General features: G+C 41.6%; 15 protein-coding genes. 2 read left to right on the top strand and 13 right to left on the bottom strand.

The genetic code is table 11. The features are described from left to right. Positions 1-25: 25 nt before the first annotated feature. The 7 genes from rapZ to mazG form a co-directional block, all read right to left on the bottom strand. Positions 26-949 (bottom strand): RNase adapter RapZ, encoded by a 924-nt coding sequence (gene rapZ / locus CXF65_RS11675; protein ID WP_227523263.1) that lies wholly within the window; start codon positions 947-949, stop codon positions 26-28. Between the two features lie 118 nt (positions 950-1,067). Next, a complete protein-coding gene (gene panC / locus CXF65_RS11670; protein ID WP_101212156.1) occupies positions 1,068-1,967 on the bottom strand; it encodes a pantoate--beta-alanine ligase in 900 nt (299 codons plus the stop codon). A gap of 64 nt (positions 1,968-2,031) precedes the next feature. Beyond that, a complete protein-coding gene (gene panB / locus CXF65_RS11665) occupies positions 2,032-2,832 on the bottom strand; it encodes a 3-methyl-2-oxobutanoate hydroxymethyltransferase (RefSeq protein WP_101212155.1) in 801 nt (266 codons plus the stop codon). Positions 2,833-2,925: 93 nt separating this feature from the next. After that, positions 2,926-3,492: a 2-amino-4-hydroxy-6-hydroxymethyldihydropteridine diphosphokinase gene (folK, locus tag CXF65_RS11660; protein WP_025651126.1), complete on the bottom strand. Its 567-nt coding sequence runs from the start codon at positions 3,490-3,492 to the stop codon at positions 2,926-2,928. Positions 3,493-3,559: 67 nt separating this feature from the next. After that, entirely contained in the window at positions 3,560-5,917 is a 2,358-nt protein-coding gene (gene pcnB, locus CXF65_RS11655) for a polynucleotide adenylyltransferase PcnB (protein WP_101212154.1), read from the bottom strand. 166 nt (positions 5,918-6,083) lie between these two features. Continuing rightward, positions 6,084-6,476: a ComEA family DNA-binding protein gene (locus CXF65_RS11650; RefSeq protein WP_101212153.1), complete on the bottom strand. Its 393-nt coding sequence runs from the start codon at positions 6,474-6,476 to the stop codon at positions 6,084-6,086. After that, on the bottom strand, positions 6,473-7,369 hold the full coding sequence (mazG, locus tag CXF65_RS11645; RefSeq protein ID WP_101212152.1) for a nucleoside triphosphate pyrophosphohydrolase: 897 nt from the start codon (positions 7,367-7,369) through the stop codon (positions 6,473-6,475). The genes CXF65_RS11650 and mazG overlap by 4 nt, the downstream gene beginning before the upstream one ends. 234 nt (positions 7,370-7,603) lie before the next feature. Between mazG and CXF65_RS11640 the strand changes: the two genes are divergently transcribed. Further along, complete coding sequence (locus CXF65_RS11640; RefSeq protein WP_101212151.1) at positions 7,604-9,085, top strand: phosphomannomutase CpsG; 1,482 nt, start codon at positions 7,604-7,606, stop codon at positions 9,083-9,085. 222 nt (positions 9,086-9,307) lie between these two features. On the opposite strand, the gene CXF65_RS11635 is transcribed toward CXF65_RS11640, so the two are convergent. From CXF65_RS11635 to galE, 4 genes are all read right to left on the bottom strand, one after another. Then, positions 9,308-10,675: a UDP-glucose/GDP-mannose dehydrogenase family protein gene (locus CXF65_RS11635; RefSeq protein WP_413772505.1), complete on the bottom strand. Its 1,368-nt coding sequence runs from the start codon at positions 10,673-10,675 to the stop codon at positions 9,308-9,310. A 102-nt stretch (positions 10,676-10,777) separates the two neighbouring features. Next, positions 10,778-12,445: a glucose-6-phosphate isomerase gene (gene pgi, locus CXF65_RS11630; protein ID WP_101212149.1), complete on the bottom strand. Its 1,668-nt coding sequence runs from the start codon at positions 12,443-12,445 to the stop codon at positions 10,778-10,780. 3 nt (positions 12,446-12,448) lie between these two features. Then, a complete protein-coding gene (locus CXF65_RS11625; RefSeq protein ID WP_101212148.1) occupies positions 12,449-13,333 on the bottom strand; it encodes a UTP--glucose-1-phosphate uridylyltransferase in 885 nt (294 codons plus the stop codon). 50 nt (positions 13,334-13,383) lie between these two features. Further along, positions 13,384-14,430 (bottom strand): UDP-glucose 4-epimerase GalE, encoded by a 1,047-nt coding sequence (galE, locus tag CXF65_RS11620; protein WP_101212147.1) that lies wholly within the window; start codon positions 14,428-14,430, stop codon positions 13,384-13,386. Positions 14,431-14,598: 168 nt separating this feature from the next. On the opposite strand from galE, the gene CXF65_RS11615 reads away from it, so the two are divergent. Continuing rightward, positions 14,599-15,609, top strand: coding sequence for a beta-3-deoxy-D-manno-oct-2-ulosonic acid transferase (locus CXF65_RS11615; RefSeq protein WP_101212146.1), 1,011 nt, complete (start codon positions 14,599-14,601; stop codon positions 15,607-15,609). Here the strand turns inward: CXF65_RS11615 and CXF65_RS11610 are convergent. Both CXF65_RS11610 and CXF65_RS11605 read right to left on the bottom strand, forming a co-directional pair. Then, positions 15,593-16,798 (bottom strand): DUF6716 putative glycosyltransferase, encoded by a 1,206-nt coding sequence (locus CXF65_RS11610; protein WP_157824076.1) that lies wholly within the window; start codon positions 16,796-16,798, stop codon positions 15,593-15,595. The genes CXF65_RS11615 and CXF65_RS11610 overlap by 17 nt on opposite strands. 98 nt (positions 16,799-16,896) lie before the next feature. Further along, the coding region (locus CXF65_RS11605; protein ID WP_157824075.1) for a Gfo/Idh/MocA family oxidoreductase at positions 16,897-20,487 on the bottom strand (3,591 nt) is incomplete at its 5' end.

Genomic DNA, 20,487 nt, shown 5'->3' with positions numbered 1-20,487 from the left:
TAGATTCTTTAGCCATTGATAATCACTACCAACGACTTTTTTCGCGATGTTTCGCTACAACTTTCACGCCTTGCGGCATTGCAGCAGCCAGACGTCGCTGTAAGATATCGGTAATAAATACGGAGCGGTGCTTACCGCCCGTGCAGCCAATCGCTACTGTCACCGTATGGCGGTTATTGTGTAAAAAGTCGGGCAGCCAACGACTTAAAAATTTATCGAGATCATCGGTCATCTCAGCCACTTCTGGATAATCTGCAAAGAATGCGTCGACTTCAGAGTCAAGACCAGTCAAGGCGCGTAGCTCAGGATTCCAGTGTGGATTTGGCAAAATCCTAACATCAAATATAAAGTCAGCATCCACTGGGTTACCGTACTTAAAGCCAAAAGACAGCAAATTAATGACAATTTGATTGTCCATACCGACATAAGCACGCAGTGTGTCTTTGAGCTGATGGATATTCAGCATACTAGTATCAATTTTGATATCGGCATGGCTGGCAATAGGTTCTAACAGCTCGACCTCTTTTTTGATCGCGGCCGGTAGATTAAAAGCAATATGCCGAGCATTATCACTGTCAATATCTTGTGACATTAACGGATGGACACGGCGCGTCGCATTAAAGCGTGCGACCAAAGTGCTCTCTTGCGCGGTCACATATAGCACTTCAACAGCCTGCTTACCATAAGTCTGTTTTAGGATAGCATGGGTCGCTGCAAAGTTAGACAAATCAGCGCGCGGCGTCCGAATATCCACACCAAGGGCGATACGCTTAATACCACTATCGCTGACCAGTTTCTTAGCAGCATCAGGCACTAACGACAAGGGTAGATTATCAATAGGATAATAACCCAAATCTTCTAAGATATTTAATACAGACGTTTTACCCGAGCCGGAACGACCCGATACGACTAAAATACTTAGCCGCTCATCGTTCGGGGCAGCAAGCATTTTCTGCTCTGCTTTCTCGTTGCTTTTACTGTTTTTTTTACTGTCGCTTTTATCGTTACTGGCATCCATGATCCGTTACCCTGTCCATTGCATCCGGCAAATTACTGTGTCATAACGGTTAATGTACCGTTACTACTTGGTTGTCCAACAATCGTGCCCGCCCTAGCCAAGCCGCGACGAGGATAATCAAATTCTCGTTTTCCACATTAAACACTGCGGCATCATTAACGACCGAGTTCAATGCATCGGTTTTTACTTCTAGATAGTCAATGTTGAATCCAGCCTCACTGATACGCTGAGAGGTCTCTGCCAATAACGCGTCAAATTCTGGCATGCTCGGCTTATAATTCGTTAGTTGCTGTGCTAGACGTTGCAGCTCTGCATGAAGTACAGGAGCTATTTTTCGTTCGGCTACGCTCAGGTATTGATTGCGCGAAGATAGCGCCAAGCCGTCAGCCGCGCGAACAATTGGCGCACCTATAATATCAATGGGATAGCTTAAATCACGTACCAATTGTTTAATAATCGCTAATTGTTGATAATCTTTTTGTCCAAATACCGCCACATCAGGCTGCACGATGTTAAATAATTTTGAGACGACAATACCCACGCCATCAAAGTGTCCAGGGCGTGATTGACCACATAGTTGCGTAGTAATGTCACCGGCAAGAACGGAAGTCGGTGGCGGTAATACTGGGTACATCTCATCAATACTCGGTGCAAAAACATAGTCCGTACCAACCGTTGCTAGCTTGGCGACATCTTCATCTAATGTGCGTGGATAACTCTCAAAGTCCTCTCCTTCCCCAAACTGGGTAGGATTGACAAAAATACTTACCACCACGATATCGGCATGCTGTTTAGCAATGCTGACCAGCTCAAGATGACCTTCATGCAGGTTGCCCATCGTTGGTACTAAGGCAATACGCTGAGCGCTATCTGGCTTATCATTTCTTTGACCACGATAAGGCTGTAGCGCGGCGCGCAACTCTGAAATCTGCTGATAAATGATTGGCATCGTTAAATATTCTTCTACTGATAATCGTAAAAACCAAAAGACTTATTAATACTAGCGCTACAGACTAGCTAAATTGGTGCTGCTCTGTTGGGAAACTGCCTTCGCGTACCGACTGCTGATAAAGGGCAAAGGCGCCTTCAATACTGCGCGCACTGTTACGCTCATCAGTTAAAAAGTCATGGACAAAGCGCGGCACGCGTCCATGCACCATACCCAGCATGTCATGCATGACCAATACTTGACCATCCGTATCTGCACCAGCGCCAATGCCAATCACCGGTGCTGTAACCGCTTCTGTTACCGCTTTGGCGAGCTCAGCAGGTACACATTCTAATACGAGCAAGGCAGCCCCTGCAGCAACGACCGCTTTGGCATCTGCCAGCAACTTATCAGCCGCTTCATCACCGCGACCTTGGATTTTATAGCCGCCAAAAACGTTGACCGATTGCGGAGTCAAGCCAAGATGGACACAAGTAGGCGTGCCTGCTTGCGCTAAGGTCGTGACCAAATCACAAAGCTCACTACCACCTTCAATCTTTATGACATGTGCGCCTGCTTGCATCAACTTGCGACTATTAGCGATCGCTTCTGGCAACGTCACATAACTCATAAATGGTAGGTCAGCTAAAATCAGAGCATGCTGATTACTACGGGCAATATTGGCTGTATGATAAGCCATATCATCAACGGTCACGGGCAACGTTGAGTCGTGGCCTTGTACCACCATACCCAAGCTATCACCAATCAAAATAGTATCGATCTGTGCCTTGTCCATCATGCGTGCAAACATCGAGTCATAGCACGTTAAGCAAGTAAACTTGGTGTCTTCTCTTTTGAATTTTTTTAAAGTAGATAACGTCGTCATATGATTCTCAATTAATCTGCAATGCCTTTATTTATCAATGCTTTTATGTATAGATATCTCTAATTATCATCGCGCCTGTGATTAGAAGCATTATCAGTCGCTCGATAATAATTGTAAGCCTGTCCGATCATGACTTTGCGGATAGCTGTCTATCGGTTTTCCTGCAATCGTCAGCTTTGGCGCGAGCTCTCGCAGCGGTATCAGGACAAAATTACGCTCAAGCAGTCCAGCGTGCGGTATGGTCAGCTGCGGCTCCGCAAGTTGTACGTCGCCATACAATAAGATATCAACGTCCAAACTACGCTCACCCCAATGACGTAAGCGTGCCCGCTTAGCGTGCTCTTCTAGCTGCTGGCAAAATGTAAGCAACTCAAAAGGCGGCAATATTGTCTTAAAACCAGCGACAGCATTAACAAAGTCGGGCTGGTCTTGTGGCCCCATAGGCGCTGAGGCATAAAATGAGGATACTCGAACCTCACGTATTTGCTCATGCTCTCGCAACCCTTGCAATGCCTGCTGTAAGTGCTCTACCGGCGAGCCTAACTCATTGGTTAGATTGCTACCTAAGCCCACATAACAGCTAACCCAAGTCGCCTTGTCCGTCTCGTCAGGTGTTTTATTATGACACTTAGCACTTTTATTAAAGTGATTTTTTATCATGAGCACTTTACTCTAAAACCTGCGGTTCATCACCATCATCAATATCGGTTAAGGTCGTTTATCAATACTAGACATTATCGGTACTGGGCTGACGACGACGGCGTTTCGATGGTACAGGGCCTTTATTATCAGTTACTTTAATGTCAGTTGCCTTATTGCCATTAACCTTGTCACTTGCTTTACTAGTAACTGTCTTGCTATTGGCAGACTTTGACCCTGTCGTTTTAGCTGATCTCTTAGCTTTCGCAGGCGTAGTCGCTTTATTAGTCGCTTTATTAGTTCCTGTCTTGTTTTCTGGCGAAGCTTCTACATGCTCTACCGTTTTCTCAGCTTTAGTATTAGCATTACTAGCAGGTTGAGCAGCTGGCTTAGGCGCTTTCTTCGCGTATTTCTTAGCATTTTGTCCGTTATCGCTAGTTGGCGACTTTTCTGCCGTGCTTGCACTATTATCAACGTCTACCGTAGGCTCACGGCGACGACGCTTATGCGGTATCGGCTCGTTATTCATACTGACTAGCGCCGGTGACCTTGCCACTGAACGGGTCGGATAACTATTGGCTGCGGGTGACGTAACCTCTGGTTGTTTATCCTTAGGTTGCTGAGCCTTATTTGAGCGATCAGCTTTACTATCAGCTTTACTATCAAAGTTAGCATTCTGACTAGGTAGATCTTTCTCAGCTGTTGGACTCGACATCACTGCTTTTTTCTGCACGGACTCTTGACGAGGCTTAGGCTTATCAGCACTTGCTAGCTGCTTTTGTAATGGCGGCACGACTTTTTCATGCTCGATCACAAACAATGGCGCAGGCTTGGAATGATGGCGCTTATTTGCCGCTTGGTTACCGCTACTAGCAAGAGACAACTGCTGTAGCTGAGCAAGCTCATTACTGTCTTGTTTGACCTGCTGCGCGTTATAACCTGTGTCTTTACTGCTGTCAGATTGCTTAGCATCTGTAGACTGGCTGGCGGCCCGGCGACGACGTGATGGGATATTTGACGCATCGTTCACCATGTTCTGCTCATTGCCATTTTTTTCAGTGCCATTTCTTTCAAGGCCATGCTTTTCAGTGCTGCCATTGGCTTTGCTACGCTTAGTGTTTTGTTGATTAGATACCGACTCATCGGCTGTATTTGATTCTGGCTTTTGACGATTACGTCCGCGTCCACCACGCTGCCCTTTTTTATAGGCGCCGCGACGAATATTTTCATCAAACTCATCAATCGCTTGTTCCTGCTCTGATACAGACAAGGTTTGATAAGTTTGCCACCAGTCGCCCATGTCGTTGGTCGATTCTGATAATGGATGCTCAGCATCACCGCACTGCTCACGCAATAATAAAAAGTCAAAGCCTGCACGGAAGCGAGGATGCTCAGAGAGCTGGACAATTTGCTTGCTACGCGGGGCTGCAAGTTTTGGCTGCAATATCCAAATATCACGGATAAATTGCTCAGCAAATTTAGGAATAGCGGTTTTAATACGTTGACGGTCAATGACCTTGCCAGCCGCATGCATCTGCGCTTCAGCAAATGGCATATTGCGCTTTTTAGCTTTTTCTAACTGATGCAGATAGTTTTCCCATAATATGGCTGCATAGAAAAATGCTGGATTGATACTTTTGCCCGCTGCAATGCGTTTGTCAGTATTAATGGCCACTTGTTTCACTAAAGCGCTAGGCTCAGAAGGCGGATAAATAATTAAACTATCAATCGCGCCCGACTCAAATAATAGCGGTAATAATGGCACCAAATAACCACCGGTAAACATCTTTTGCGTTTCATCATAGAGGCGATGCGGTGATATTTGCTCAAGCAGCGCCCAGTTACCATCATGAAACTGATCGGCTAACTCGTCATCAAACTCAAAACCGAGCTTGGCTTTAAAACGTAACGCCCGCAATAGTCTTACCGGATCTTCTTCGATACGAACGGGCGCATGGCCTAATAGGCGAATGATTCTATTATCAATGTCTTCAAGCGCACCGCAAAAATCATGCACCACACCTTTTAGTGGCTGATAATAAAGCGCATTGATCGAAAAATCACGACGAGAGAAGTCTTGTTGGATATCGCCCCAAACGTTATCACGCAGAATCATACCGTCTTGATTGGTGGTACCACTGCTGGTGGGCGGACCACGAAAGGTAGCGACTTCGATCAGCTCACGACCTGAATACACATGCGCCAACTGAAAGCGGCGACCGATAATGCGGCAGCGCTTACCAAAGACGTCTTTGATCTCATGCGGCTTGGCATCAGTGACAGCGTCAAAGTCTTTTGGGCGCAAACCCAATAAAGTGTCACGCACACCGCCGCCGACGATATAGGCGTCAAACCCTGCTCGGGTTAAGGTGGCAATTACTTCAGTAATGGAATTGGGTAATTCAGATTTATTCAGTTCTAACTGCTTGGCGGCACGCTCGGCCATGCATCTACTCCTCGCCGGTATTCTTTAACCACCCCTGATCAACACAGCGTTTATCAGGCGGATGTAACTGCTAGTTTAACAAATTTTGCGCGTGGTAGGTGCGTTATGACATTTAGTTACGTGCTATTTTGTCAATATTGGGGTTAATTAATGCAAAATAATGCTATTAATCTTGCACGCGTAAACGGGCTCGATTTTTCTCAATCGTTTTTACGCCAATACCTTTAACCTTTGCTAACCCATCAACGGTCTTAAAATCGCCAAACATGTCGCGATATAAAATAATCGCTTGGGCTTTACTACTACCGATACCGTTTAATGAAACGAGCTCACCTTCACTAGCACGATTGATATTGACGGTAGATTGATCGCGCGCTTGAGTTTTAGCATTCTCTTGTGCCAACAGGTACGCATAAGCACTTTGTGGATTATCAAAACAGGGCGCGGCATGTGCATTGCTAAAAGTCAGGATAATCAAGGCTAGACAACAAGCCGCGCTAGATATTAAGCTGTTCAAACTGGTAAACCTAGCAAACAGGGCGTTATAATGAGCGTTCATGACGATCGTTCATATCGTTTCGCCGCTTCCCATAATGCATCCATTTCTGTTATATCGCTGTCTTCTAAACGCTTGCCAGCCGCAGCCAAATGCTCCTCAATATAGCCAAAACGTGATTTGAATTTATGCACACAAGTAAGGGTCGCTGTCTCAGCATCAAGGTTCAGTTTACGCGCCACGTTGACCAGCGCAAACATGCAATCGCCCAGCTCTTTTTCAATCTCTCTAATATTGGCTTTGCTTATGTCATATTTGTCAGCTTCTTTAGACTTATCTGTTTTAGAGTTCTCTGTCAGTTCAGCCTTTAACTCACTAATTTCTTCCTCAAGTTTTTCAAACGCTCCTGCTACCCCTTCCCAATCAAAGCCTAATTTTGACGCCTGCTTTTGTACATCCTGCGCCTGCATGAGCGCACTGCCCGCTTTGGTATTGTCTAGACGACGTTTGGGTTTACCACGTGCCTCGCGCGCTTGCTGCTCCTCTGCCTTAATCTCATCCCAACGAGCTTTTACCGCCACGTCATCTTCAAGACTTTCAGCCTCAAACACATGCGGATGACGCCGAATCAACTTTTCTTGTAAAGTAGTAATGACATCGCTCATATCAAAACGCCCTTGCTCTGCGTACATCTGACAATGAAAAACCACTTGCAGCAACACATCACCAAGCTCGCCTTTGATATCTTCATCATCATCGCTTTGTACCGCTTCGCCGAGCTCATAAGCTTCTTCGATGGCATACGGAATGAGGCTATGACTGCTTTGTTTTTTATCCCACGGACAGTCAGCGCGCAATCTTGCCATCAATGCTAAAAGATCATCAAGCTGTCCTGTGGCTTCTGGTGTTCCTTGTACTGGTGCAGGCACTGTGATTTTATTGTCGAGAGTATTCATAAAGGAGGCTCTTATTTTTGCTTATTGCTTAATGTAATAATTGTGATTGATTCAATGTACAAAGGTGATAAAGCTATCAAGTGCAGCTGTATACATGCCATTTCACGCTAGGTTAACGTTTTCACTCTTTTGTAATAAGTTGACGATAGTGTAGCATTGAACGCTTAATAGCCTATAATTGTGCTATCTACTTTATTATTTTATCACTGCTCACGCGCAAGGAATTTTATCATTATGTCTACGTCTGCGACCACTAACTATCAGCCAGCGACTGAATTCAATCCTATTATTATCGATTCATTTAAAGCCTATGATATTCGCGGTGAGCTTGGGGTAAATCTCGATGAAGCCATTGCTTACCGTATTGGTCGTGCCTTTGCGCAGATTTCATCTCAGCGTTATCACGCCGCAGATGCCACAACTGAACTAAAAAACTTAAAACCTGCCATCATTATCGGTAGTGACATTCGCCATTCAAGCGAGCAATTAAAACAAGCGACTCTCAAAGGTATGCTAGATGCCGGTGTGAACGTGATTGACTTGGGGATGAGCGGTACCGAAGAAGTGTATTTTGCCACCAGTCACTATCAAGCATTAGGCGGCATCGAAGTCACTGCCAGTCATAATCCTATCAATTATAATGGCTTAAAACTGGTCAAAGAGCATTCAAAACCCATTAGCGCCGATGATGGTTTAGCAGAGATTCAAGCATTGGCAGAATCTGGGCAATTTACCACCGTAAATGAATTAGGAAAACTGCAATTATTGACTGATAAAAGTGCTTATGTTAATCACGTCATCAGCTTTATAGATACCGATAAATTAAAACCGCTGAAACTGGTTATTAACTCAGGCAATGGTAGTGCAGGCCCCGTGGTTGATTTATTAATTGACAAGCTGGCACAAGCAGGCGCACCGATTGAAGTGATTAAACTGCATCATACGCCAGACGGCAGCTTCCCCAATGGCATCCCCAATCCTATGATTGAAGCCAACAGAGTAGCGACTCAGCAAGCCGTTTTGAAAAACAAAGCCGATCTTGGTATTGCCTTTGATGGCGATTTTGACCGCTGCTTTTTATTCGATGAACATGGTGAATTTATCGATGGTAGCTACATCGTTGGAATGCTCGCGCAAGCCTTTTTGAATAAATACCCAAACGAGTCAATCGTCTATGATCCTCGCGTGATATATAACACTGAAGCGGTGATTAAAGAACATAACGGCAAGGCGGTTATCAGTAAGTCTGGACATTCATTTATTAAGCAAGTGATGCGTGACTCTGGCGCGGTCTATGGCGGTGAGATGTCCGCCCATCATTATTTCCGCGACTTCTTCTACTGCGATAGCGGTATGATTCCGTGGCTGCTAACGATTGAGCTATTATCCATTACTGGTAAGACGCTGTCTGAGTTGGTCACTGGCTATATCAAAGCTTATCCCAGCTCAGGTGAACTTAACTTTCGTCTCACCACAAATGATGCGCCAACTATCATTAGCGCTATCGAGGATAAGTTTAGCGTTAAGAACCCAAGCAAGTCGCTGCTTGATGGCCTAAGTCTTAACTTTGGCGAGTGGCGCTTTAATCTGCGTGCTTCCAATACCGAGCCGCTAATCAGACTTAATATCGAAACTCGTGGTGATGAGAAGTTATTGGCCGATAAGATACGAGAAATAAAAGAGTGGCTAGCGGCGCAAGGTGCTGTACCAGCGTAAATGAATACCGTTTAATACGCCCTAATTAAAGCCAAAAAAAAGCTCGCTGATAATTATCAACGAGCTTTTTAAATAACAGAAAAACTTGAATAGCGCTATAGTAAAAATACCCTAAAAACGCGACGGTATTGCTGATATCAATTTTTTGTCGCCTCTGTCTGCGTAGGCACAGCCAGCAAGAAAAATTGATATCAGTAGTGCGTCATGTATCGATATTACTTTTCACTGACTATATTTAGACCGACCAATACCCAAATAGTCACCCACTAAACTATCTATCTGCGAGCGTGTCAGTGCATTTTGCGCATCAAATATTGGCATCGCTTGCTGATTGATTTTGGCAATATCTAGCTGATCTCGTGGCGACCAACTGACAATAAAGATAGCCTGAGCATCATCGATTTGACCATAAGGATCAGCCATTAATTTAAGTAATGGTTGCTGCTGATAAAGCGCGGCAAGCTCATCTTGAGCTTTATCGCTATAGACCAAAGTACGAATATTATAAGACCACAGCAATGCTAGTAATGGATGTATGGCTGAGCCTGCGGTACGTCCCGATCCTGATTTATAACTACCGCCCCAAACCATCACCGTTTTATTATCGATAAAACCATCAAAATATTGCCAAAATTTACGGAATATCAGCTCTTTTTGGTCTTCGTTGATGTGCATGACTGACTGCAACAGTGGCATATCTAAACTGTGCGTTTGGCTAGACTGCTGCAACTTAGCAAGCTCAGTCGGTAGAGTGTTACCGCCAAATCCCCAACCCGCTTGCAGATAACTGCTACCAACGCGCGCGTCTAGCCCCATGATACGACTGACTTGTTTGATATCGACCTGTTGACTGTCCGCCAAGCGTGACATCTCATTCATAAAACTCACTCGCGTCGCCAGCATCGCCATAATACTGCTACGGGCAAACTCTATGGTTGCGATATCAGCGTGATGGGCGGCGCGTGCGTGCTGCATTAAAGGCTGCAGTATATTTAGATGGTGGCTACTGTTGGCGGTTTTTTCACCAAGCAACCACAATGAAGGGTTCAGCATCGAGCTATAAGCATCGCCGTCCTGCAAAAATACAAACGGCACATAGTAGACCCATGCACGCTGCAAACGCTGAGCCAGTGCTGAGACAACGCCTAATTTTTCAATACCGCTCATAAGCACAGGTAGCGACTGCTGATGACTGTGATTGAATGCGGTAATCCAATTGTCTTCTGCCCATGCTGGCTTGACACTGTCCAAAAACAACCAATAAAGCGCAACGTTGCTTGCTTCGCCACGTTCACTGTCCTCATTGCTCTCATTGATATGACGGCTATCACTAAAATTCGCCGTTTCATAGTAATGAATCAACGTGTCGGCGCTATCTGGTAATGCTTGACTGCTAATAACCTGCTGCTGCTCATACATCTGCCATAGCGCTTGCAAATGATGCTCAAAACCATACTGTTTTATTTGCTGCGTCAATAGCTCAACATCTGCATAAAGATGCACGCGCTGACCTAAGCTTGCCAGCACTACCGCACTGGTAATGGCTTCAATACTATGACCAACAAGCACACAAACTGGCTTGCTTCTCATACGTTGCGCTGTAAATGCATGCGTATATTTAGCCGTATTGTCGTTTATAGAATCAGCGCTCATAAGTTACCCTTTTAACTGTATTACGTATCGGCAGCCGTATTAAGACAACTGTCTAATGTGTTGTAGCAGCTGATCCGTAGAAGTATCAAATTGACCCTCGGTTTCTTGCTGCATGGCTTGATGCACGGACTCTGCCATTTGCTTGCCCATCTCGACACCCCACTGATCAAACGGGTTAATATCCCAAATACTGGCCATGACATAGACCTTGTGTTCATAGAGCGCAACCAAAGCCCCTAAGCTATGCGGCGTTAGCTCGTCGATCAGTAGCGTGGTTGACGGCTGATTGCCACGGTAGTATTTATATTTTTCCGCAGCAGACGCTACTTGCACCTCGGACTCTTGGAGCGCTGCATTACCAAAGGCCAATACTCGGCTTTGTGCCAAACAATTGGCTAGCGACAGCTCATGCTGCTGCTGTAATGGCGCGTTTTGCGATTGACCACTATAACGGCGCACACAAGCAATAAAGTCACACGATACCTGCTGTGTACCTTGATGTAGCAACTGATAAAAAGCATGCTGCGCGTTAGAGCCAATCTCGCCCCACAGAATCGGACAAGTATCATAATCAATATGATCACCGTGCTGAGTGACCGACTTACCATTACTCTCCATCTCAAGCTGGGTTAGGTAGCTTGGCAAATAGCTGAGACGACCATCATAAGGCAATACGGTATGAGCATTTACCTGTAAAAAGGTACTGTTCCAAACAGCAAGCAAGCCTAATAATACTGGCAAGTTTTCTGTAAAATCAGCCTGTGCAAAGTGCTCATCCATACTATGCGCACCAGCTAACAACGCTTTAAACCCTGCCATACCGATACGAATGGCAATAGCAAGACCAATCGCCGACCATAAAGAAAATCGACCACCGACCCATTCCCAAAGCTGCAGCTGATGCTCAGGATGAATACCCCAAGCGCTCATTTTTTCACTATTAGCAGATATACCAATAAAGTGGCGACGTAGCACACTGTCTTCTGTACCTGCACGCAGCTTGGCGGTGGCAAGCAGCCATGACAATGCCGTCTTAGCGTTAGACAAGGTATCAATAGTACCGAAGGATTTAGATGAGATAATAAACAAAGTCGTTTCAGGATTTAAGTGCTTCAGCAAGTTATCAAGTTGAGTACCATCCATATTAGAGACGAAATGTACTTCAATCTCAGTATCCGCCCATTCATCGAGCGCCGCAGTCGCCATCAGTGGCCCAAGATCAGAGCCACCAACGCCAATATTCACCACATCAGTAATCGCCTTACCCGAAAACCCGCGCCATGTACCACTACGGACACGCTCGGATAATCTGGCTACTTGCGAAAGACTCTGATGCACATCCGCGACGACATCTTGACCATCAAGTTGTAGCGTTGCTGTTTCTGGGAGACGTAGCGCTGTATGCAAGGCGGCACGCGCTTCACTGGTATTGACCATCGCGCCTTGTAATAGCGCTTTAATACGAGCCGGTAAATCACAGCTAGTAGCAAGACTCAACAAATTAGCTAATACTGTCTCATCGATACACTGCTTGCTATAGTCCATATATAGCGCACCCGCTTGCCTGCTAAAGCGCGTCGCACGCTCATCATCTTGCGCAAACAAGGCTGCCAGTGACCACGGCTGCTTAGCCAGACTTTGCAACTGCTGCCAATATTGAGAGCGGCGAGCACTGCTATAAATCTTATAGTGTTTTATCTCATCCATCAGCTATTCATCTTCTGCTAATTGCTGCTGGGCAAAATAAATAAAAGCCTGCATATATGAGCGCATATCGCCTGCATCATAACTATCGCCGCGCATGGTCGTCACATTGACGCCGTATTCACTGATCAAGGCATCAATAGCATCGGTCAGCTGAATCTCACCACCGACGGAGGCTTTGGTATTTACCAAATAATCAAAGATTTGATTGCTAAACACATAACGACCAACCACTGCTAAGCGTGAAGGTGCATCTGCTAAGCTAGGTTTTTCTACAAAGCCAGCGACTTTAAAGCTAGCATTAACCTCTGTTTTATCATTGATATCGCCCGCATTGCTATACGTTTCATTTAATTGGGCGATACCGTATTTATGCACGTCTTCATCCGCCACTTTATCGACCAATATTTGCGAATGACTGTCTTTAGCAAAAGCATCAATCATAAAAGCTAAGTTATCAGCAGTCATATCACCCGTAAAAGGATCGAGCACCACGTCGGGCAATAATACGGCAAAATCATGCTCACCAATAACGGGGCGCGCCGCGAGTACCGCATGACCCAAACCTAATGGCTTACCTTGACGTATCATCGATACCGTCACATCGTCCGGTAGCCAGTTTAAGCTATCGGCCAGCTCATCTTTACCTTTATGGCGCAGCTGGTTGTCGAGCTCAGCATTGATATCGAAGTAGTTTTCAATCGCGCTCTTTTGTGCATGACCGACCAATACAATATGCTTAATACCAGCAGCAATCGCCTCTTCAACCACATAATGAATAGCGGGACGATTGCCAAGTGGCAACAGCTCCTTTGGCACGGATTTAGACAATGGCAACATACGTGTGCCAAAGCCAGCAACAGGGATGACGGCGTGGGTGATTTTTTTCATAATGTTTAAACTGTCTTAAAGGAAGATTAAAAAAGAATATTTTATAAAATCTAAGTGGCGTTATAGCCGTTCGGATTCATACTCTGCCAACGCCACGTGTCTTGGCACATCTCAGTAATTGATAATTCAGCTTGCCACTTTAACAGATCTTTCGCTTTATCAGCACTGGCATAACAGCTGGCGATATCACCTGCGCGGCGGTCTGCAAACTGATAAGGAATGTCCTGCTCCGACACTTTGGAAAATGCTGCTACTAACTCTAAAACAGAAGTCCCTTTACCCGTACCTAAGTTAATCGGTAAAAATCCTATGGAATCTGTCTTTGCTGTCCTTGTTTGACTTTCTAAATAATTCAGCGCTGCGACATGACCTTGCGCCAAATCAGTGACATGAATAAAGTCACGCACGCCAGTACCATCTATTGTAGGATAATCATTGCCAAAGATACTGAGTTTTTCAAGCTTGCCAACAGCTACTTGTGAGATATAGGGCATTAAGTTATTAGGAATGTCATTCGGATCTTCACCGATTTGTCCTGAAGAATGTGCGCCTACCGGATTAAAATATCTTAAAGGAATAAGGTTCCAGCTAGCATCGGATACCGCTAAGTCTTCTAGAATATGCTCGACCGTCAGTTTACTTTGGCCATAAGGGTTGGTACAAGAACGCGGTGAATTCTCGTCAATAGGCAGCCTTTCAGGGTCACCATAAACAGTCGCAGATGAAGAGAAAACAAGATTCTTAACATCGTACTCTGACATGACTTCTAATAAGGTAATGGTACCACTAACATTATTATCGTAATACTTTAGAGGTTGCGCAACGGATTCACCAACCGCCTTTAATCCTGCAAAGTGAATGACGCCGAAGAACTGATGTGCTGAAAATACTTGTCTAAGTGACTCAGCCCCGCGGATATCGCCTTCGATAAAATCAATCGATTGCCCAATAAGAGTAGAGACACGATTAATCGCTTCACGACTACTATTGGATAAGTTATCGTATACTACTATGTCGTAGCCTGCTGCATGCAATGCGATACAGGTATGAGTACCAATATACCCAGCACCACCTGTGACTAATATTTTTTTATTCATTTACTGACTCATTATTTTTCGAAACTATGGTTTTTCGAAACTATGGTTTTTCGAAGTAGGTATTCGTCTTTACTCGTAAATGCAACTATACTGGTAACGATAGAACATTGCCAACGTAAATGTCCCAATCTTGCACATCTGCTACCAATTTAAGCCAGCCATCATATTATGAAATTTAACGCTTACATTAAGCCACTATTATTAGGCTATTATAAACAGTATCGGCAGCCAAACCAGCGTTTAGCCTTAGTCGTTGGTATGCTGCCATGGCAGGATTTGGTCGGTGGCTGGGTATTAGAGTCGTCACATATCCAAATACAACGGCACTTCAATCAATGCTACTTTGAGCTGTGGTTAAAGCCATTTATCAATCGCGTTAATCCAGTTATTTATATCTGGGGTTATAAAGCACCTGATTATTTTATTGAGTATATACGCGAGCAAGGTCTAGATATCTTCTTTTTAGAAGATGGCTTTATTCGTTCAGGCCCTGATGACGATAGTAGCGCTCCGCCACTCTCTATCGTGATGGACAGTCAAGCGCCCTACTTCGATACCACTCGCCCGAACGATTTGACTGATCTCATCGCTAATTTTGACTTTAATCAAGACGGCTATGATGAGGCGTTGGCACAGGAGATGCTGGACTATTATGTCTCGCATCGGGTGAGTAAATACAATCATCAATCTTATGTCGATGTCGTACCCATATATGGGATGAAGAATAAAAAGCGGGTATTGGTATTAGGACAAGTGCCCCATGATGATTCGTTGAAATATGGTGGTGGTGTCAGCATTACGCTGCTTGATGTGGTTAATAAAGCAATTGAAGAAAATCCTGATGCACAAATTATCGTGAAACCGCATCCAATGACGCTTAATGATCCCTCTATAGTCAGTACGCTCACTGAGTTAGATTGTCTTATACTCACCCAGCCTATTCATATAGTCGATGCATTAGAAACGGTAGACCATGTGTATACGATTACGTCATTAGGAGGGTTTGAGGCATTGTTGAGAAGCAAAAAGGTTACTGTATTGGGGCGACCGTTTTATAGTCAGTTGATAATTAGCAAAAAATCAAATAAAACTCTTGATAGAAGACAGCAGTTTTATTTGATTGCTAGCTATCAGAAAAACCTTAATTATGAAGAGAGGGGCGTCAGAAAATATCTTTAAAAAAAATTTTAATCCTATTCAGTATATTTTTCATACCTGGATCGCTAGATGATTTTGACTCAGTATCAAAGTACCTGAATCTAAAAAGGTAAGGATGATTCTTTTCAGAATAATACCCATCAATAAAATTTAATTTGCCATGCTTATACTGGGCTTCAAAGTCTTTGTAACTTCGATCTATTAGCTCATCAACTAAGTCACCATTGTAACAACACCACCTTTGATACCAGTTTAAATTAACTTCAGGTATTTTATCATCAAGTACATCATTGGTACTGATTAAAAGATTACTATCTGATAAATATACGTTTCCAATACTTTTAGATATCCCAAAGTCTGAAATTGCTGCAGTTTTTTTACCAACAATTAAGGCCTCGAGTAGACTCGTAGAAGTATAGCTTATAACTAAATCTACATTAGGAAGAATATCTTCCATTTCGCCATAAACTATAGAAACTCTACTATCTAAATTTCCACAAAAATCATTCCAAAAATCATGAAAATAGTTTTTTTCGTGTTTAGAGTTTACATGCTCAATACCTTTTCGACCACGAGCCTTCAAAATAATATTACGCTTAGGATATCTTTGACTATAATCTAATAACCACATTCCTAAATGCTCAAGTTGTTTATGATGATCTAAAATACCTGGCTGAAGAATAAACATTACATTAGTTATATTGTGAGCCTTTTCAAATTCCGTATCCCAGTAATCTCTGATAAAACCAGTTCGAAAGAGCTGAGATGACAAGTTCCTATCTTTTAAAATCTTTGAAGCATATTCGTAAAAGTCACTATTGTTTACACAAATGTAATCAGAAATACTTCTACAAAAAACACCTTCGGGGTCAGATACATCTTCTATACCATTAAAACCAGAAATTAAGATAGGACGAATCTCAGATAAAAAATAAACTGCCTGAAATATATCATATATTTTTAAATGCATAGTTCCACCAACCGCTAGTATAACTAAACTAAATTCATCACTTAAGAGCGTACTTAGCTCTTGAAGTGATTGCACATAATATATTTCATCCAAGTAACGATAAATTCTCAAACTATCGATGTTATCATTGGGATTTAACGAAACAAATGTATTAGAGAAGCCATTTACCTTAAGTCTAGCCGCAAAGCCACAGCTCCAAGAAATTCTTGAATCATAATCAGATATAATTAAGGCTTTCATTTTTATCATTTTTGATAACTCTTAACTCTACAAAATATTTCCATAAGATCTTTTACTTCAAGGAGTCAATTAATGGGATGCTGATTAATTACTCTTCCTTATATGTGTTCAATACCCTCTTTAATCGCTTTAGCGAAGGCAAGATGCAAGGAAGTTGCTGTGTCAAAAGACGGCAATAAGCATTTACCTTCTTCTAAAATATCATCAATACACCTTGACGTTATTTCACTCTGCAATGGGATCGAAAACTTGCTTTCCAGCTTGTGCCACTGCCAACCATCATTAGAGAGAGCATAATTAATAACACTATTGTATTCATCAATGAATAACTTTATAGACTCAGATACTATAGTTATTGTCGGTAGTTGAACTTCATCACTAGAAGGCTTTAAAGACGTTATTGAAAAATTTACATCCTCATTGAGACTACCTGAAATAGTCCCAAAGATCTCTTTAAACTTTGAATCCTTTGTCTGAGTAGTATCTCGACCTATCCTATTCCATTCTATCTGAATATCTTTTTGCTCTGTATTAGTAATCCATACAAATAAGTCTAAGAAATCTAACCCCTTACTTCTTAAACCCCAGTTTACTCCAGAAACTTGAAAGGAAATCTTTTTTGACTCCCTAATCTCCTTTAAAAAAATCTTATGAATATCATTCATTCTTTTCGAATGGTTAACCCAAACTTTTACATTCTTATCTTCAATCAGACTTTTTACCTTATCATAAGAAAGGGTATCTTGAAATAAAACTCTTTCTAAAATTAAGTTTTTAACATTTTTAGTATTTAATAACTCTTCAACAATTTGTGATCTAATATTAGCATTCGTTGCAACTATGACTAAATCAAGATTGTTTGACAAGCTTTCACGACTATCTACAAATCGCAAAACTATTTTATCATCACCAACCAGTGCTTTAAATTCTTCCATAGCACTTTGCATGCTAATTCGATTTGGATCAAAGCACTCAATTACAAGATTGTTATTAGATTTTACTAGACCTTGCAAATGCATATTACCTTGATTACCCACACCGATCAAAGCGACTCTGTAAGTCTTTTCATCATCACTTTCTATAGATAGTTTTGAAAAAATAGCAGATGCTAATGCTTGGTGACCTGGTATACTCAAATGGACATTATCGCTTAATATACCCGGATGCCTTTTTAAGTTACTCAATAATTCATTAACATCCAAAAACCTTACAATACTCGATTTTTCAGATACTGCTTTAAATACTGAGTTATAACGCTGATAGTCTTTAACTGAACCAGGAAAATTAATTTCACCAGATTGAGGTGCCGCCATGATACTTATGAAGGTTAATGACTTAACACCCTGTTCTAAAACAAGTTTAACAATAGATTCTACATTTTCTCTAAACTGATTGAATGGTACATTATTAAGATCATCTTGCGACTTAATAATATCCTTTCTATACAATTCAGCAAACTCGTATACTCTTTTTTTGAGGTCAACTGACAAAGAATTTATTGCAGCTGAATGTGTTTCTGAGAAAATATTTTTCTTGTAATCATTATTACCTAATTGAATTACAATATGCTTATTAGCTAAATTACTTCCTATGTTATCCCATTGATCTAAGAGCTTAGAAGTGTTCAGATTACGCTGAGCCCAAGGTAATAGTTTGAAGCCATGGTTATTTTTATTAAACATATATGCGTAAGAGCGTGTCATTCCATAGTTAATATTTCTAGTTTCTAGTGGTCGTGGTAAGATTAATGAATCACCAATAAGTAAAACTTCTTCATTACCAAATACAATGTCAAATTCATCTTTAACTTTTCTTTGAAATACTCTAGCTTCTTTAACATTACGCATTTCTTCCTCGTTGTAATTACCTTTAGCGGTAGGAAGAAGTGTTAATAGACCTCTAATTTCCTTAAATGAAGCAATTGCATTATCTATGTCATAGTTGTCTGCTAGATAGAAAGATTTTTCAATTTGAGCAGAAATTTCTGCTTCTATGGTATTTTTGAGACGCCTTTCCTTGGTAACTTCGTTTACATCTTTAACTATCAGTTTTGATTTTTTTTCATTTGCAGAATCTAATAGCTCTTGGATGACACTCTCTATATCAACTTTCTTGAATAAATAACTAGTATCCACTTGGTTTTGGTTAGTATCAATGCTTTCCATAATTTCATGAAAATCTGCACTACTTTCCAAATAGTAAAACACGTTATCTTTAAGTTCTTGCTTATAGTTGTCAGCCCCCATCGCACTGGTAACTATATTGGTAACTCCAAAATAACTAGCTTCAATTGCTAATGTCGATCCTTCAGAAATTGTAATATCTACATACTTGAACAGCTCACTAAATAAAACTTTATCAATCTCATCACTCAAAATAATTTTATGGTTATTTATAGAAAAATCTTCTGCCTTATATCTTTCTCCTTTTGGATGATGTCGAATTATCCATAAGATATTATCATTTTTTGTTTGCTCTATTATATCTATAAAAGTTTGTGGAATATCAGTTTGATTTTGCATTATTATAAGGATTTTTTTATCATATTTATCAGACTCTAATTCAGCTAAAACACCTCTAGAAAAAGTCGTAGGAAAGGTTTTTATCTTTTCTAACCAAGGATTGCCCATATAAATTGGACGGTGTTTTTTTGAAGGAAAAGAATTAATAATACTTTGATATTCTTTTTCACCCCATACGGCAAAAAAATCTGGGATTTGGCGATAACCTTCAGGTGGCATCTCATCATAATTTGTATAAAGTGGATTCCAACCAACTTGTAACCCATGTTGTATGTCTACTGTTATAATTCCAAGCTCATCTGCTGCTTCAATCATAGGCGCGTTATAATGAAAAGCATAAAAGAAAACAACTTTTGGCTTCACCCTTTTGAAAATTTCTGTATAAAAATCTTTCATATTCATGTCATAATCAAAAATTTCCTTCAGAGATTTAGTATCTAAAGTATTAAGTGAAGGCATGAATTGCTTCATACAACTAAATATTTTCTTATCAAATTCAAGTTTTTCACTATATCCTAGTTTTTCAATAACAGGAGGCAAGATTAGTGTTGCTGGATGTATAAACTCTTTATTCCTAGAAATAGCTGGTGATGCAGACTTAATCAACTCAATCTTTTTTGTAGTGGTAATTTTTGATGCAGCTTCATAAAATGGATCGCAAACTCTATGATATATTCCAGAGTCTAAATGTACTTGCTCACTAGCATTGAGTGCTACCATGAATAGAACATCCGCTCTATCATCGTCTCCCAAATGCTCTACTTCTTTTGCGCCATATTGATCTATAGCTTTTACTCTATAAGCCTGAGAAATTTGAATACGGTGAGAATTATGGATATGAACAGAGGTTATATTTTTATAGTTGTTTTTACCAATGGCTACAAAATTCATATGAATCCATAAGTTATTTCTAAAGTGTGGCCAGATATTTTCTCCATCTAGTTTCAAACTATTAACATCATACTGTTCAGTAAAAACAACAACTTCATCAAAGTAGTCTTTGAACGCTTTTTTCTTATCTATGTGGACATTTTTTTTCGCATTATCTATTATTACAGAAGCACTGCTTAATAAATCCTTAGGTTTATTAAGCAGTGCTTTATTATTTATCGACTTTTCTGGTTGTTTTATAGCAACATTCTTCTGAATTAATTTTTCTGTATCAAT

The organism is Psychrobacter sp. Sarcosine-3u-12 (assembly GCF_002836005.1).
Taxonomy (GTDB): Bacteria; Pseudomonadota; Gammaproteobacteria; order Pseudomonadales; family Moraxellaceae; genus Psychrobacter; species Psychrobacter okhotskensis.
Note: the sequence above shows the minus strand (reverse complement) of the source record. Positions and strands in the feature narration are given on the sequence as shown.

Bases quoted from the DNA above. Each gene is read 5' to 3' on its own strand.
- CXF65_RS11635 (WP_413772505.1), bottom strand. From the start codon at position 10,675: ATGAGAAGCAAGCCAGTTTGTGTGCTTGTTGGTCATAGTATTGAAGCC.
- CXF65_RS11650 (WP_101212153.1), bottom strand. From the start codon at position 6,476: ATGAACGCTCATTATAACGCCCTGTTTGCTAGGTTTACCAGTTTGAAC.
- panB (WP_101212155.1), bottom strand. From the start codon at position 2,832: ATGACGACGTTATCTACTTTAAAAAAATTCAAAAGAGAAGACACCAAG.
- mazG (WP_101212152.1), bottom strand. From the start codon at position 7,369: ATGAATACTCTCGACAATAAAATCACAGTGCCTGCACCAGTACAAGGA.
- CXF65_RS11640 (WP_101212151.1), top strand. From the start codon at position 7,604: ATGTCTACGTCTGCGACCACTAACTATCAGCCAGCGACTGAATTCAAT.
- pcnB (WP_101212154.1), bottom strand. From the start codon at position 5,917: ATGGCCGAGCGTGCCGCCAAGCAGTTAGAACTGAATAAATCTGAATTA.
- rapZ (WP_227523263.1), bottom strand. From the start codon at position 949: ATGCTTGCTGCCCCGAACGATGAGCGGCTAAGTATTTTAGTCGTATCG.
- panC (WP_101212156.1), bottom strand. From the start codon at position 1,967: ATGCCAATCATTTATCAGCAGATTTCAGAGTTGCGCGCCGCGCTACAG.
- galE (WP_101212147.1), bottom strand. From the start codon at position 14,430: ATGAATAAAAAAATATTAGTCACAGGTGGTGCTGGGTATATTGGTACT.
- CXF65_RS11615 (WP_101212146.1), top strand. From the start codon at position 14,599: ATGAAATTTAACGCTTACATTAAGCCACTATTATTAGGCTATTATAAA.
- pgi (WP_101212149.1), bottom strand. From the start codon at position 12,445: ATGGATGAGATAAAACACTATAAGATTTATAGCAGTGCTCGCCGCTCT.
- CXF65_RS11625 (WP_101212148.1), bottom strand. From the start codon at position 13,333: ATGAAAAAAATCACCCACGCCGTCATCCCTGTTGCTGGCTTTGGCACA.
- CXF65_RS11610 (WP_157824076.1), bottom strand. From the start codon at position 16,798: ATGAAAGCCTTAATTATATCTGATTATGATTCAAGAATTTCTTGGAGC.
- folK (WP_025651126.1), bottom strand. From the start codon at position 3,492: ATGATAAAAAATCACTTTAATAAAAGTGCTAAGTGTCATAATAAAACA.